At 71.7% G+C, this 14963-nt stretch carries 13 protein-coding genes and 1 pseudogene; 8 read left to right on the forward strand and 6 right to left on the reverse strand.

Translation table 11 applies throughout. The features are described from left to right. Positions 1-272, reverse strand: a pseudogene (locus O3Q52_RS32690) (CDP-alcohol phosphatidyltransferase family protein); the annotation flags it as partial. 334 nt (positions 273-606) lie between these two features. Here O3Q52_RS32690 and galE point away from each other — a divergent pair. From galE to idi, 3 genes are all read left to right on the forward strand, one after another. Further along, positions 607-1587, forward strand: coding sequence for a UDP-glucose 4-epimerase GalE (galE, locus tag O3Q52_RS32695; protein ID WP_269652292.1), 981 nt, complete (start codon positions 607-609; stop codon positions 1585-1587). 158 nt (positions 1588-1745) lie between these two features. After that, positions 1746-2684, forward strand: a complete 939-nt coding sequence (locus O3Q52_RS32700) for a cation diffusion facilitator family transporter (RefSeq protein WP_269652293.1) — start codon at positions 1746-1748, stop codon at positions 2682-2684. Between the two features lie 339 nt (positions 2685-3023). Continuing rightward, complete coding sequence (gene idi, locus O3Q52_RS32705; protein ID WP_189839548.1) at positions 3024-3617, forward strand: isopentenyl-diphosphate Delta-isomerase; 594 nt, start codon at positions 3024-3026, stop codon at positions 3615-3617. Positions 3618-3732: 115 nt separating this feature from the next. Here the strand turns inward: idi and O3Q52_RS32710 are convergent, their stop codons facing one another. Beyond that, positions 3733-4242 (reverse strand): ATP-binding protein, encoded by a 510-nt coding sequence (locus tag O3Q52_RS32710; protein ID WP_269652301.1) that lies wholly within the window; start codon positions 4240-4242, stop codon positions 3733-3735. A gap of 296 nt (positions 4243-4538) precedes the next feature. Here O3Q52_RS32710 and O3Q52_RS32715 point away from each other — a divergent pair, with 296 nt between their 5' ends. Beyond that, on the forward strand, positions 4539-5318 hold the full coding sequence (locus O3Q52_RS32715; protein WP_269652294.1) for an enoyl-CoA hydratase/isomerase family protein: 780 nt from the start codon (positions 4539-4541) through the stop codon (positions 5316-5318). Here the strand turns inward: O3Q52_RS32715 and O3Q52_RS32720 are convergent. Further along, positions 5305-5940 (reverse strand): DJ-1/PfpI family protein, encoded by a 636-nt coding sequence (locus tag O3Q52_RS32720; protein WP_269652295.1) that lies wholly within the window; start codon positions 5938-5940, stop codon positions 5305-5307. The genes O3Q52_RS32715 and O3Q52_RS32720 overlap by 14 nt on opposite strands. Before the next feature lie 111 nt (positions 5941-6051). Further along, a complete protein-coding gene (locus tag O3Q52_RS32725; RefSeq protein WP_269652296.1) occupies positions 6052-7020 on the reverse strand; it encodes a GlxA family transcriptional regulator in 969 nt (322 codons plus the stop codon). Between the two features lie 147 nt (positions 7021-7167). Between O3Q52_RS32725 and O3Q52_RS32730 the strand changes: the two genes are divergently transcribed. From O3Q52_RS32730 to O3Q52_RS32740, 3 genes are all read left to right on the forward strand, one after another. Beyond that, on the forward strand, positions 7168-8034 hold the full coding sequence (locus tag O3Q52_RS32730) for a hypothetical protein (RefSeq protein WP_269652297.1): 867 nt from the start codon (positions 7168-7170) through the stop codon (positions 8032-8034). A 146-nt stretch (positions 8035-8180) separates the two neighbouring features. Beyond that, a complete protein-coding gene (locus O3Q52_RS32735; protein ID WP_186001070.1) occupies positions 8181-8324 on the forward strand; it encodes an LPFR motif small protein in 144 nt (47 codons plus the stop codon). 159 nt (positions 8325-8483) lie between these two features. Continuing rightward, entirely contained in the window at positions 8484-10862 is a 2379-nt protein-coding gene (locus O3Q52_RS32740; RefSeq protein WP_269652298.1) for a Tex family protein, read from the forward strand. Positions 10863-10963: 101 nt separating this feature from the next. Here O3Q52_RS32740 and O3Q52_RS32745 read toward each other — a convergent pair whose 3' ends face one another. Both O3Q52_RS32745 and O3Q52_RS32750 read right to left on the reverse strand, forming a co-directional pair. Continuing rightward, positions 10964-12604, reverse strand: coding sequence for an ABC-F family ATP-binding cassette domain-containing protein (locus tag O3Q52_RS32745; protein WP_189839555.1), 1641 nt, complete (start codon positions 12602-12604; stop codon positions 10964-10966). 203 nt (positions 12605-12807) lie between these two features. Next, positions 12808-13827 (reverse strand): oxidoreductase, encoded by a 1020-nt coding sequence (locus tag O3Q52_RS32750; RefSeq protein ID WP_269652299.1) that lies wholly within the window; start codon positions 13825-13827, stop codon positions 12808-12810. Between the two features lie 66 nt (positions 13828-13893). Here O3Q52_RS32750 and O3Q52_RS32755 point away from each other — a divergent pair, with 66 nt between their 5' ends. Then, on the forward strand, positions 13894-14853 hold the full coding sequence (locus O3Q52_RS32755; protein ID WP_269652300.1) for an FAD-dependent oxidoreductase: 960 nt from the start codon (positions 13894-13896) through the stop codon (positions 14851-14853). Positions 14854-14963: the final 110 nt, after the last annotated feature.

The raw sequence follows: 14963 nt of genomic DNA on the forward strand, positions 1-14963 counted from the left end.
AGCGCCGGACGTGCCGCGGGCCGGGCGGTGACGGCACCGGGGATCGCTGCGGCGTCGAAGCGTGGGTCGGTCAGGCCGAGCCGCAGCGCGTGGACGTGCCCCACGAAGCGGGCGTCGACGACGGCGACCCGCTGGTTCGCGGGGACGGCGGCGAGGAGTGTCTCGGCGTCGGCCGCGTCAGTGGCGACCCGCACGTCGAAGCCGAGCGACCGGAGATCGTTCTCGAGCGACGACCCGGGGACCGGCTGACCGGTGAGGATGGCGGTCGACAGACGAACTCACTCCTCTGGGTTCCGGCGTACGCCGACGCCGGGCATGTGCGTGGTGGGGGGCGCCCCAGGCCAGGAACGGCCGGGCGGCGTGTCGGCAGAGGCTATCGGATGATGGGAACGGACCGTTCACCGGCCGTTCACGGCCCGATCAACAGGGTCTGCTGTGCCGCGTCCGCCGCGATCATCATCGTGGATCCGGGCCCCGGCCCACAAACCACGGCTGATTCCACCGCAATTCACGGCATAGCTCCCGTCATGGTTCTTGTGGTCGCTTGCCCCTCCTCATGCCCGCGCACCGATCCGCCCGCGCGGGACCGGCATAGGGTTGGCGTCCATGACATGGCTGATCACAGGCGGAGCTGGATACATCGGGGCACACGTGGTGCGTGCCATGGCCGGGGCCGGGGAGCGCGTGATCGCGCTGGACGACCTCTCGGCCGGCGTCCCCGCGCGGCTGCCCGACGACATTCCTCTGGTCCAGGGCTCGTCGCTGGACGGGGAACTGCTGAAGCGGGTGCTCGCCGAGCACGCGGTGACGGGTGTGGTGCACCTGGCCGCGCGCAAGCAGGTCGGCGAATCGGTGGCCCAGCCCACGCGCTACTACCAGGAGAACGTCGGAGGCCTCGCCACGCTCCTGGAGGCGGTCGCCGGGGCGGGCGTCGAGCGCTTCCTCTTCTCCTCCTCCGCTGCCGTCTACGGCAACCCGGATGTGGATCTCATCACGGAGGACACCCCCTGCGTCCCGGTGAACCCCTACGGCGAGACGAAGCTCGCCGGTGAGTGGCTGGTCCGGGCGGCGGGCCGCGCGCACGGCATCGCGACGGTCTGCCTGCGCTACTTCAACGTGGCGGGCGCGGCCACGCCCGAGCTGGCGGACACCGGTGTCTTCAACGTGGTCCCGATGGTCTTCGACCGGCTCACCCGTGACGAGGCCCCGCGGATCTTCGGCGACGACTATCCGACGCCGGACGGCACGTGCGTGCGGGACTACATCCACGTCGCCGACCTCGCCGAGGCACATCTCGCGGCGGCCCGGCGGCTGACCTCGGCGGGCGCCGGGAGCGAGACGGGCGACCTGACCGTCAACATCGGCCGCGGCGAGGGGGTTTCGGTGCGCGAGCTCGTGACGCTCATCGGCGAGGTCACCGGTGACGGCCGTCCGGCGCTCGTCGAGCCGCGCAGGCCGGGCGACGCCCCGCGCGCGGTCGCCTCGGCCGCGCTGGCCGCCGAGAAGCTGGAGTGGACCGCGCGCCGCGGGGTGCGCGAGATGGTCGAGTCGGCGTGGGAGGGCTGGCGGCTGCACCACCGCGGATGACCCGCCGGGCGATCCGACCCCCGCTCTGACCTGCGAGTCGTTTCCGCAGGTCAGAGCATATGACAACGGTGTTCAGTACCGCGTTGCACATACCCCCCGCCCGTAGTTCACTGGGGGTCGCCGACACGGCGTCGGGGCGATTTCGGAGGGTGGTTTTCATGGGAGCCGGTCACAGTCACGGACATGCGCACGGCGCCGCCGGCGGGGGCACGGCGTCAGGCGCGTACCGCGGGAGGCTGCGTGTCGCGCTGTCGATCACACTCACCGTCATGGTGGTCGAGATCATCGGCGGCATGGTCGCGAACTCACTCGCGCTCGTCGCGGACGCGGCGCACATGGCGACGGACGCGCTGGGGCTCGGCATGGCGCTGCTCGCGATCCACTTCGCCAATCGCCCGGCGAGCGGGAGCCGCACCTTCGGCTTCGCGCGCGCCGAGATCCTCGCCGCACTCGCCAACTGTCTGCTGCTGCTCGGGGTCGGCGGGTACGTCCTGTACGAGGCGATCCAGCGCTTCGTGACGCCGGCCGAGACGGAGGGCGGGCTGACCATTGCCTTCGGCCTGGTCGGTCTGGTCGCGAACGTCATCTCGCTCACGCTGCTGATGCGGGGACAGAAGGAGAGCCTGAACGTGCGCGGCGCGTTCCTGGAGGTTCTCGCGGACGCCCTGGGCTCGCTGGCGGTGCTGATCGCCGCAGTCGTGATCCTGAGCACGGGCTGGCAGGCCGCCGACCCGATCGCCTCGATCATCATCGCTCTCATGATCGTGCCGCGCACGTGGAAGCTGCTGCGCGAGACGCTGAACGTGCTTCTGGAGGCAGCGCCCGAGGACGTCGACATGGCGGAGGTGCGGTCCCACATCCTCGCGCTGCCGGGCGTCGAGGGCGTCCACGATCTGCACGTCTGGACGATCACCTCGGGGCTGCCGGTCCTCTCCGTGCATGTGGTCGTCAACGCCGAGGCGCTGAACGCCACCGGCCACGAGGAGATGCTGCACGAACTGCAGACGTGTCTGGGCGACCACTTCGATGTGGAGCACTGCACCTTCCAGCTGGAGCCGAGCGGGCACGCGGAGCACGAGGCGGGGCTCTGCCACTGAGATCCCGCCAGGGTGTGGCCCGGGATACGCGCGGTGGTGGAGACGGCACGCGTGCGCGGGGCGCGGTCGGGAAACGCCGTGTACCTACTTCGGGCTACGGAATCCGGCCCGGTCCCCCGGTGCCCGGCGAGGCGGTCGCGGGGCCTGTCCCGGTGGTTCCGCCCCAGCCACGGGCGGGCACGATCAGGTATCCGGCCGCTTTCGGCCTCCGACCGGCGTCGGCCGCCGTGTCCGGTTCCGCCGAGGGGCGGAACCGGACATGCGGGACCCGGCGTGATGCCGGGAGTGCCGGTTTCGTACGGCAGACTTGGGGCTTGAAGACCGATGCTAAGGATGGGTATGCCGATCACACCTGCCACCGCGACGCACAGTTCGTCGAACGGCACCGCCGAAGCCATCTTGCTCGAACTGGTCGACGAGGACGGCACCACGATCGGCACGGCGGAGAAGCTCACGGCCCATCAGCCGCCCGGGCAGCTGCACCGGGCGTTCTCCGTCTTCCTCTTCGACGAGCGGGGGCGGCTGCTGCTCCAGCAGCGGGCTCTCGGCAAGTACCACTCCCCCGGTGTCTGGTCCAACACGTGCTGCGGTCACCCGTACCCCGGCGAGGCGCCCTTCGCGGCGGCCGCGCGGCGGACGTACGAGGAGCTGGGGGTCTCGCCGTCGCTGCTCGCCGAGGCGGGGACAGTGCGGTACAACCACCCCGATCCGAAGTCGGGGCTGGTGGAGCAGGAGTTCAATCACCTGTTCGTGGGGATGGTGCAGTCCGTTGTGCGGCCGGATCCGGAGGAGGTGGGGTCCACGGCGTTCGTGACCGCGGGGGAGCTTGTGGAGCGGCATGCGGCGGATCCGTTCTCCGCGTGGTTCATGACTGTGCTGGATTCGGCTCGGCCGGCGATTCGGGAGTTGACCGGGGCTGCTGCGGGTTGGTGACCGCGGGATTGTGAGTTGCGGGGCCGTTGTGGCTGGTCGCGCCCACGCGGCGGAGCCGCACATGGTCACAGCCCCGCGCCCCTGAAGGGGCGCGGCACACCGTCCCCGTGCCCTCTCAGAGCGCTCGCGCGGGGGTGAGCGGGAGCGCCGACCAGATCACCTTGCCCCCCGTCGCCGTGTGTTCCACGTCGCAGACTCCGCCTGCTTCTCTTGTGACCTCGCGGACCAGGAGGAGGCCGCGGCCGCCGGTCTGGCCGTGGTCGGCCTCCAGGGCGGTCGGGCGGTAGGGGTGGTTGTCCTCGACCGAGACGCGCACCCACTCGGCGCCGACGGCGATCTCCACGGCGAGCATCGGGGAGAGCAGTGCCGCGTGCCGGACCGCGTTGGTGACCAGCTCCGAGACGATCAGCAGGAGCCCCTGGATCAGCTCGTCCGAGACGGGTACGCCCTGGCGGGCCAGCAGGTCGCGGACGGCGTGCCGCGCCTGCGGTACCGAGGCGTCGACGGCGGGAGCGGTGAAGCGCCACACCCCCTCGTACGGCAACGGGCCCGGCGGTCTGACGTCGGGAGGCATCTCCCCGCCGCCTTCAGGGCGTGGGCCGGACCCCCGCCCCTGGTCGTCCATCGTCCGGTCGCCGCCCTTGCGCTCGATTGTCACCACACGTCGAGTGTTGGTAACGCGCTGGTCCGTACCGGATAACTGAACAGAAGTCAGCGAGTATCGGCGATTCCTGATCACCGATGCATGACACCGTCACCTGCGGGACCGACCCTGTCCGTCTTGTGCCGAATCCGGAACTCTTCGGGTTGTACGGGTTAGCACCGGGACGCGACCTCGACGTGCCGTGCGCCACATCCGGTCGTCACGAGCCCGAGGTCTGCTTGATCGTGCGTTCGACGAGGGCGGATAGCATCCGGCGTATGGAGTCGCAGCTGCTGCACAGCGTCGCCGACGGGGTCGCCACCGTCGTCATCCACCATCCGGCGAAGCGCAATGCCATGACGGCGGACATGTGGCGGGCGCTGCCGCCCCTGCTCGACACACTGGCCGCCGACCGGGCCGTACGCGTGCTCGTGCTGACGGGTGAGGGCGGGACGTTCTGTGCCGGGGCTGACATCTCCTCGCTGCGGGGTTCGTCGGGCGAGGCGCAGGGACTGGCCGTACGTGCCGAGGAGGCGCTCGCCGCTTTCGCCAAGCCGACGCTCGCCGCAGTACGCGGCTACTGCGTGGGCGGTGGGTGTCAGCTCGCGGCGGCGTGCGATCTGCGGTTCGCGGACGAGGAGGCGTCGTTCGGGATCACTCCGGCGAAGCTGGGGATCGTCTACGCGGCCTCCTCCACCCGGCGGTTGGTGTCCCTCGTGGGGCCCGCCACCGCCAAGTTCCTGTTGTTCTCGGGTGAGTTGGTCGACGCTGAGCGTGCGCTGCGCACCGGCCTGGTGGACGAAGTCCTGCCGGGCGGCGAACTCGGCAAGCGGGTCGCGGAGTTCAGCCGGATCCTCGTCTCGCGTTCGCAGTTGACGCAGGCCGCGGCGAAGGAGTTCGCCGACGGGCGTACGGACCGGGACGACTACTGGGCGCTGCAGGCGCGCGACGGCGGCGACACCGCGGAGGGGGTCGCCGCCTTCCTGGAGCGCCGACGGCCCGACTTCACCTGGACCACGCCCGCGGCTGGGCCCACGTCTACGTCTACGCCACGTTGAACCGGCTGTCCGAACGGAACCGCTCGACGAGGTGGGCCGGGGCCTTCTGCGGTGAGCCCGCGTCGTAGGGCGGCTGCGGGTCGTACTCCGTCAACAGCTGTACCGCCTGGGCCTGTTCGTCGCCCGCGATCCTGCCGAGCAGTGTGAGCCCCATGTCGATGCCGGACGAAACCCCGGCCGCCGTCACGTACTTGCCGTCGGTCACGACCCGCTCTCCGGTCGGCTCGGCGCCGAAGTGCTTCAGGTGGTCGAGGGCCAGCCAGTGGGAGGTCGCGCGGCGGCCCTCCAGGAGCCCCGCCGCCGCGAGCAGCAGCGAGCCGGTGCACACGGATGTCGTCCAGGTGCTCGTGGCGTCCGCCGCGCGCAGCCAGTCGAGGAGCACCTCGTTGTCCATCTGCGGGGTCTGGCCGGGGCCGCCGGGGACCACGACGATGTCCGGTGTCGGGACCTCGGCGAGGGTCTTGTCGGCGGTGATGGCCAGGTTGCCGGTGTCCGTGCGGATGGGTCCCGATCGCTCGGCGACGAAGACCGTTTCCGAGCCTGGGAGGCGGCCGAGGGTTTCGTAGGGGCCGACTGCGTCGAGGGCGGTGAAGCGGTCGAAGAGGACGATGGCGATTTGCATGGGCGCCTTTCCGTTGGGGGGCGGGCGTTTGTGGGTGATCTGCGGGTTGTCGTGGGCCGGTCGCGCAGTTCCCCGCGCCCCTGAACGGGGCGGTTGTGGGCCAACGCGGCATCAGGAGGTCGGCGCCGGTCGGAAACGGCGGCGGTACTCCGCAGGAGCCGAGCCCAGGGTTCTGATGAAGGCTCGGCGCATCGCCTCCGGTGTGCCGTAGCCGCTTGCCCTGGCGATCCGTTCCACTCCGTCCGTGGTGTCCTCCAGGAGGCGGCGGGCGTGTTCGAGACGGACGGTGTCGACGTAGCGGCCGGGGGTCATGCCCGTCTCGGACTGGAAGGCGCGGGCGAAGTGGCGGGGCGACAGGCGGGCGCGGGCCGCGAGCGACTCGACGCACAGGTCGTCACCGGGGTGCTCGGTGATCCAGTGCTGGACCTCGCGGAGCGGTTCGCGGCAGGCCGTCTGCGCGGAGAGCTGGGCGCTGAACTGGGCCTGGTTCCCCGGGCGCCGGAGGAAGACGACGAGGTACCGGGCGACACTGAGCGCGGCATCCCGGCCCAGGTCCTCCTCGACCAGCGCGAGGGCGAGGTCGATCCCGGCGGTGACACCGGCCGAGGTGGCCACATGGCCGTCGCGTACGTAGATGGGGTCCGGGTCGACCTCGATGGCCGGGTGGTCGCGGGCGAGCCGGTCGCAGTACGCCCAGTGGGTCGCCACGCGGCGGCCGTCCAGGAGGCCCGCCTCGGCGAGCAGGATCGCGCCGGTGCAGACGGAGACCAGGCGGTCGGCGCGCGGGCCGTGCTCGCGCAGCCAGTCGATCACGCGTGGATCGGGACCGCGCGTACCCCGGCCTCCCGGAACGAGCAGGGTGTGCGGCGCCGGAGCCTCGGCCAGGGCGTGGTCCGGGACGAGGGTCAGGCCGCTGGAGGTGCGTACGGGAGCGCCGTCCAGGGAGGCGGTGCGGATGCGGTACGCCTCTCCGGGCTCGCCGGTGTGGGTGCCCGCGCCGGTGAAGACCTCGACGGGGCCCGTGACGTCCAGGCTCTGGACGCCGTCGAAGAGCACGACGAGGACGGTTCGGTACGCCATGGGGTCGATTCTTCGCGGGCGACGGGATGGCCGCAATGACGAACATCCCACCTTTCCTGCCATCGGGCCCGGGTGGAGAGCTGGACGACCGACCCGGTCGTCGCCCCGCCATTCCGTACGTACCAACCAGTCGGTAACGTGCATGGCATGACCACAGCCCTGCCGGAGCGTGCCGGACGCCGATGTCACAACGTCCTCAATCCCCTGCACTCGACCCACTACTTCTCGCCCGATCTCGCGGAGCAGCTGGCCGGGGTCGGTGTCACGGACCCCAGGGCCGCGTACTTCGCGGTGCGTGCCGCGGCCATGGGGCCGGTGGGCGCGGGCACGGTGACGGCGACGTTCTACAACTTCCGCCACGACCTGGTCGCGCGGCACGTGCCCGAGGTGTGGCGGACCGCCTCTCCGGAGGTGGTGCTCGCGGCACGCGCGCGTGCCGTGGACGCGACGCTGCGCCGGCTGCTCGGGGACGAGATGCTCTCGTCCAAGGAGGTCGCGGAGGCGGCGGACCTCGCGCTGCGCGCGGCCGAGGCGTGCACCCGTACCGCCCGCCCCCTGTACGCCGCGCACGCCGATCTGCCGGTCCCCGACGAGCCGCACCTCGCGCTGTGGCACGCGGCCACGCTGCTGCGCGAGCACCGCGGCGACGGGCACCTCGCGGCGCTGCTCGACGCGGCACTCGACCCCCTGGAGGCGCTGGTGAGCCACACCGCGACCGGCAAGGGGATGGCCCCGAGGTGGGTCCTCGCCACGCGCGGCTGGGCCCGCGAGGACTGGGACGCGGCGGTGGACCGGCTCAGGGAGCGCGGACTGCTGAACGCCGAGGGCGAGTTGACGGACGCGGGCGTCGCCCTGCGCAAGGAGATCGAGGCGCGGACGGACCGCCTCGACGCGGCTCCGTACGAGCACTTGGGCGCCCCGGGCGTCGAGCGCCTCACCGAGCTGGCCACGGGGCTGCTCATGGCGGCGATGGCCGCGGGGGCGTTCCCGGAGGGCATGATCGGCAAGAGCTGAGCACGGCGGGCCGCGGCGGAGGGCCCATCGTGGGGCACGCGCGCGTGGCTTCCGGGTGGCGCTCGCCCGGCCGGGATTCGGAACGCCGTGACGAGGTACTCGGTCCTCACCCGGCCGTACCGGCCGGGTGAGGAAAGGGGAATCACGTGTTCCGTGCCATCGCAGACGTGCTGCGACAGATCGGTGGGGCCATCGCCACGGTTGTGACACTGCCGTTCCGGGCCCTGGCCCGGCTGTTCGGCGGCGCCTCCCAGTCGACGCGGCGCGGCGGGCGGGCCCGCAGGGCCTGACCGCGGACCGCCACCGGAGCCGGACACGCCACGGGCGTGTCCGGCTCCCCGCGTGTTCCGTTGCCGCGCCGGGGCCCTGTTCGCCGCCCTGATCCCCCGTTGTCGGTGCCACCTGCCACAATTGCCGCGCAACCCCAGTCAAGAAGGCGGTACGGGATCGTGACGACACCCCTCGTAGGGTCCATCGAAGGCAGGATCGCCGAGGAACTCGGCGTACGGGAGCGGCAGGTCAAGGCCGCCGTCGACTTGCTCGACGGCGGGTCGACGGTGCCCTTCATCGCCCGCTACCGCAAGGAAGCGACCGAGATGCTCGACGACGCGCAGTTGCGCACGCTCGAGGAGCGGCTGCGCTATCTGCGGGAGCTGGAGGAGCGGCGCACGGCGATCCTCGACTCGGTGCGCGAGCAGGGCAAGCTCACCGACGAGCTGGCGGCGCAGATCCGCGGCGCCGAGACCAAGGCGCGCCTGGAGGACATCTACCTGCCGTTCAAGCCGAAGCGGCGCACGAAGGCGCAGATCGCCCGTGAGGCGGGCCTGGAGCCGCTGGCCGAGGGGCTGCTCGGCGACCCGTCCGTCGACCCGATCGCCGCGGCCACGGCCTTCGTGGACGCCGACAAGGGCGTCGCCGACCCACAGGCCGCCCTGGACGGCGCCCGTGCGATCCTCACCGAGCGGTTCTCGGAGGACGCCGACCTGATCGGCGAGCTGCGCGAGCGGATGTGGGTGCGGGGCCGGCTGGCCGCCAAGGTGAAGGACGGCAAGGAGGAGGCGGGCGCCAAGTTCGCCGACTACTTCGACTTCGCCGAGCCGTTCACCGACCTGCCCTCGCACCGGATCCTCGCCATGCTGCGCGGCGAGAAGGAGGAGGTCCTGGACCTCGTCCTGGAGCCCGAGGAGCCCTCCGAACAGCCCGGCCCGTCCTCGTACGAGGGGATCGTCGCCCACCGTTTCGGGATCGCCGAGCGCGGACGCCCCGCCGACAAGTGGCTGACGGACACGGTCCGTTGGGCTTGGCGCACCCGGCTGCTCGTGCACCTCGGCATCGACATGCGGATGCGGTTGCGGACGGCCGCCGAGGACGAGGCGGTCAACGTCTTCGCGGCGAACCTCCGCGACCTGCTGCTCGCCGCCCCGGCGGGCACGCGCTCCACGCTGGGCCTCGACCCGGGTTTCCGTACGGGTGTGAAGGTGGCCGTGGTCGACGCGACCGGCAAGGTCGTCGCCACGGACGTCATCCACCCGCACGTCCCGGCGAACAAGTGGGACGAGGCCATCGCCAAGCTCGCCCGCCTCTCCAAGGAGCACGCGGTCGAGCTGATCTCCATCGGCAACGGCACGGCGTCCCGCGAGACCGACAAGCTCGCCGGTGAACTCATCGCCAAGCACCCGGAGTTGAACCTCACGAAGGTGATGGTGTCCGAGGCGGGCGCGTCCGTGTACTCGGCGTCGGCGTTCGCCTCGGCGGAGCTGCCCGGCATGGACGTGTCGCTGCGCGGCGCCGTCTCCATCGCCCGCCGCCTGCAGGACCCGCTCGCCGAGCTGGTGAAGATCGACCCGAAGTCGATCGGTGTCGGCCAGTACCAGCACGACCTGTCCGAGGTGAAGCTCTCCCGCTCCCTCGACGCGGTCGTGGAGGACTGTGTGAACGGCGTGGGCGTGGACGTGAACACGGCCTCGGCCCCGCTGCTCTCCCGGGTCTCCGGCATCACCTCCGGACTCGCCGAGAACATCGTGGCGCACCGCGACTCGAACGGCCCCTTCACCTCGCGTACGGCGCTGAAGAGCGTGGCTCGGCTCGGCCCCAAGGCGTACGAGCAGTGTGCGGGCTTCCTGCGGATCCGCGGCGGTGACGACCCGCTGGACGCGTCGAGCGTGCACCCCGAGGCGTATCCCGTGGTGCGGCGGATGGTGAAGACGGCGGGCAGCGAGGTCGCCTCGCTGGTCGGGAACACGAGTGTGCTGCGGTCGCTGAGGCCGGACGACTTCGTGGACGAGACGTTCGGTCTGCCGACCGTGACCGACATCCTGAAGGAGCTGGAGAAGCCGGGGCGCGACCCTCGCCCCGCCTTCAAGACGGCCACCTTCAAGGACGGCGTGGAGAAGATCTCCGACCTGGCCCCCGGGATGGTCCTCGAAGGTGTCGTGACGAACGTCGCCGCCTTCGGTGCCTTCGTGGACGTCGGCGTCCACCAGGACGGTCTGGTGCACGTCTCCGCGATGTCCAAGACCTTCGTCAAGGACCCGCGGGACGTGGTGAAGTCCGGTGACATCGTCAAGGTGAAGGTGCTTGAGGTCGACATCCCGCGCAAGCGGATCTCGCTGACGCTGCGGCTGGACGACGAGGCGGTGGCCTCCGGCGAGGGGCGGCAGGACCGGCCTCAGCGGGGTGGGCGGCCGCCTCAGCAGCGGGGGCAGCAGCGGCAGGGGCAGGGGCGCTCGGGCGGGGGTTCACGGCAGGCCCCGCCGCCTGCCAACAGTGCGATGGCGGATGCCTTGCGGCGGGCCGGGCTCGGTGATTCCAAGAAGGGGAAGCGTTGAGTTCCGACTGCGGGTGAGTGGGGGCTGGGCGCGCCCACGCGGCGGAGCCGCATATCGATACGGCCCCGCGCCCCTTTCGGGGCGCGCCTGCGCGGCCCCCGCTAGCGTTCCGTCACCTTGCCCGCCGCCACCTCCAGGCGGCGGGTCGTGTGGACCGCGTCCAGCATGCGGCGGTCGTGGGTTACCAGGAGCAGCGTGCCCTCGTACGAGTCGAGGGCCGACTCCAGTTGCTCGATGGCCGGCAGGTCGAGGTGGTTCGTCGGCTCGTCCAGAACGAGGAGGTTGACGCCTCGGCCCTGGAGGAGGGCGAGGGCGGAGCGGGTGCGCTCGCCCGGGGAGAGCGTGGCGGCCGGGCGCAGGACGTGCTCAGCCTTGAGACCGAACTTGGCCAGCAGGGTGCGGAGTTCGGCGGGCTCGGTGTCGGGGACGGCCGCGGAGAACGCGTCGATCAGGGCCTCCGGACCGTGGAACAGCTTGCGGGCCTGGTCGACCTCACCGACGATCACGCCCGATCCGAGGGTGGCGTGGCCTGAGTCCAGGGGCACCCGGCCGAGCAGGGCTCCGAGCAGGGTCGACTTGCCCGCGCCGTTCGCGCCGGTGACGGCGACCCGGTCCGCCCAGTCGATCTGGAGTGTGGCCGGGCCGAAGTTGAAGTCGCCCCGCCGGACCTCGGCGTCCCGCAGGGTGGCGACCACGGCGCCGGACCGCGGGGCGGCCGCGATCTCCATCCGCAGTTCCCACTCCTTGCGCGGCTCCTCCACCACGTCGAGCCGCTCGATCATGCGCTGGGTCTGCCGGGCCTTCGCGGCCTGCTTCTCGCTGGCCTCGCTGCGGAACTTGCGGCCGATCTTGTCGTTGTCGTTGTTCGCCTTGCGCCGGGCGTTCTTGACGCCCTTGTCCATCCAGGAGCGCTGCATCTGGGCCCGCCCTTCGAGCGCGGTCCGCTTGTCGGCGTACTCCTCGAAGTCGTCGCGGGCGTGCCTGCGGGCGACGTCCCGCTCCTCCAGGTAGGCCTCGTAGCCGCCGCCGTACAGCTTGATCTGCTGCTGGACGAGGTCGAGTTCGAGGACCTTGGTGACCGTGCGGGTGAGGAACTCGCGGTCGTGGCTGACGACGACCGTGCCCGCGCGCAGGCCGGAGACGAAGCGTTCGAGGCGCTCCAGGCCGTCCAGGTCGAGGTCGTTGGTCGGCTCGTCGAGCAGGAACACGTCGTAGCGTGACAGGAGGAGGGAGGCGAGTCCGGCGCGGGCGGCCTGGCCGCCGGAGAGGGCTGTCATCGGGTGGTCCAGGCCGACGGCGAGGCCGAGCGAGTCGGCGACCTCCTCGGCCCGCTCGTCGAGGTCGGCGCCGCCGAGGTCGAGCCAGCGCTCCAGGCTGGTCGAGTACGCGTCGTCCGAGCCCGGTGCCCCGTCGACGAGCGCCTGCGTGGCCTCGTCCATCAGTCGCTGGGCCTCGGTGACGCCCGTGCGGCGCGCCAGGAAGTCCCGGACGGTCTCGCCTGTCCTGCGCTCCGGCTCCTGCGGAAGATGGCCGACGGTCGCGGCCGGCGGGGAGAGCCGCAGCTCGCCCTCCTCGGGTGTGAGCAGCCCGGCGAGCATCCGCAGCAGGGTGGACTTGCCCGCTCCGTTGGCACCGACGAGACCGATCACGTCGCCGGGCGCGACGACGAGGTCGAGCCCGGAGAAGAGCGAGCGGTCGCCGTGGCCGGCGGCGAGGTTCTTGGCGACGAGGGTGGCAGTCATCAGAGGGCGATCCTAATCGCCCGGCCACGCGCGCCCGCCCTCGGTTTTCGCGCACGCCGACGCTCCGGCGCCGGTACGCCGTCGCCCCGGTCCTGGCGCGGCGACATCGCGGGCGCCCTCGCGCCGATGTCGGGGGCTCCAGGCGCGCCGATGCCGGGCTCCCTGCGCACGGCCGTCGGAGGATCCCGGCGCGCCCCGGGAGCTCAGCGCACCATCGCCTCCACCAGCACGCCTCCCGATGTCCGGGCCACGATGAACGACTCTCCCTTCGTGGCCTTCGTGTCCAGGGCGAGCCGGTGGCGGCCCGCTTCCAGGACGCCGTCGAAGACCTCGTACATGTGCGTGCGGTAGAGGCGGTCGAGGCGGTAGGCCGTCAGCTGGACCCGGCAGGTGGAGGTGACCTCGACGCCCGCCTCGCCGTCGGCGGCGACCAGCCGGGTCAGACGGCGCTGTTCCTGGGGGCTGCGGTCAAGGGCGTTCTCTATCTGGGCGACCAGGAGCGGGACGATCGGGGCCAGGCCCTCGACGTACGCGACATCGACGCCCGCGTGCTCGAAGGACTGCCGTACGGCGGCACGTTCCTGCTCGGTGACCGCGCGGCCGAAGGCGACGGCCCCGTACGTGCGCAGTTCGTCGGCGGAGATGGCGGTGGCGTCCTGGGCGGTCTCGGCACCGATGCCGATGATGCGCAGGGCGGCGGCGAGTTTGGCCAGGACGGCGGCCCTGGCGCCGATGAGCAGGACCCTGCGGCGCTCGCCCGCGGTGCCGGTGAGCAGCGAGCCCAGGGCGGCGCGGTACTCCTCGCCCTGGAAGAGGAACGGGCCGATGCCGTGATAGCCGTTCCGCTCCAGATCCGCGTGCTCGTCGGTCTGCCAGGCGAAGTCGCGCCATACGTAGTCGTCGCCGTGCCGTTCGATCGCGGCGGTCACGGCGCCGCACCCGAGGTCCTCGCACTCGGGGCAGCCGTAGATGACGTACCGGCCGCCCTCCAGCGGGGCGTCGGCTTCCAGGAGGAGACTGCGTACCTGTGCGGTGAAGATCGCGGGCGGTACGTCGGAGGCGAGGGGGGACACGGCGTCGAGGTCGGAGAGCTGGTACAGCAGCGGGCGGCCGTCGACGATGAAGTCGAGGAAATCCCGGTGCGCTTGGTAGTCACCGTTGGCAAGGACTCCACCGGCACGCATCGCCGGTGCCAGGCCGAAGGTCGCGTACTCGGCAGACATGCTGTGAGTATCCCCAGAGTGAGCGCTGTCTGAGCACGGCATGACACATTCCGCTACCGTCCCCGCGTGACGAGGGATCGAAGCGGTGACGTGATAGTGGTCGGCAGCGGGGTCATAGGGCTGACGACGGCCGTCGTTCTGGCCGAGAGCGGCAGGCGGGTGCGGGTCTGGACGCGGGAGCCCGCCGAGGGAACCACCTCGGCGGTTGCGGGCGCGCTGTGGTGGCCTTACAGCGTCGAGCCCCTTGAACTCGCCCGCGCTTGGGCCCTGGAGTCACTTTCCGTGTACGAGGAGTTGGCGGCGCGGCCCGACGAGACGGGCGTACGCATGGTCGAGGGCGTACTGGGTGGGGCGCGGCTGGACGAGCAGGGGCCGTGGGCCGCCGCTCGGCTGCCGGGGCTTCGGGCGTCGACGCCCGAGGAGTACGCGGGAACCGGGCTGTGGGCCCGGCTGCCGTTGATCGACATGCCGGTGCAGCTGCGGTGGCTGCGCGAGCGGTTCCTGCGGGCGGGCGGGACGGTCGAGGTGCGTACCGTGACGGATCTCGCCGAGGCGGAGGCGGCGGCGCCGGTGGTCGTCAACTGCACGGGGCTGGGCGCCCGGGAGCTCGTTTCGGATCCTGCGGTTCGGCCCGTGCGGGGGCAGCTCGTGATCGTGGAGAACCCCGGTGTGCGTAGCTGGCTCGTCTCGACGGATGCCGTCGCCGGGACGACCACCTATCTGTTTCCGCAGCCCGACCGGTTGGTTCTGGGTGGGACGACCGAAGAGGACGAGTGGTCGCTGACGCCTGATCCGGCGGTGGCCGCGCAGATTGTGGAGCGGTGTGCGCGGTTTCGGCCCGCGGTGGCGCGGGCGCGGGTGTTGGGTCATCGGGTCGGGTTGCGGCCGTCGCGGCCGGTGGTGCGGCTTGAGCGGGAAGTTCGGGGTGGGGGTGGGGTGTTGGTGCACAACTATGGGCATGGTGGGGCGGGGGTGACGGTGGCTTGGGGGTGTGCGCGGGTTGCGGCCGGGCTTGCCTTCGGCTGAGCGTCCGGCTGAGCGCTCCTGCGGGGCGCCCTTCGCAGGGCGCCCCGCAGGGAGGGTCGTATTTTGGCTGCGGGCCGGACGTGGCTGGTCGCGCAGTTCCCCGCGCCCCT

This window comes from Streptomyces sp. ActVer (genome assembly GCF_027270795.1).
GTDB lineage: Bacteria > Actinomycetota > Actinomycetes > Streptomycetales > Streptomycetaceae > Streptomyces > Streptomyces umbrinus_A.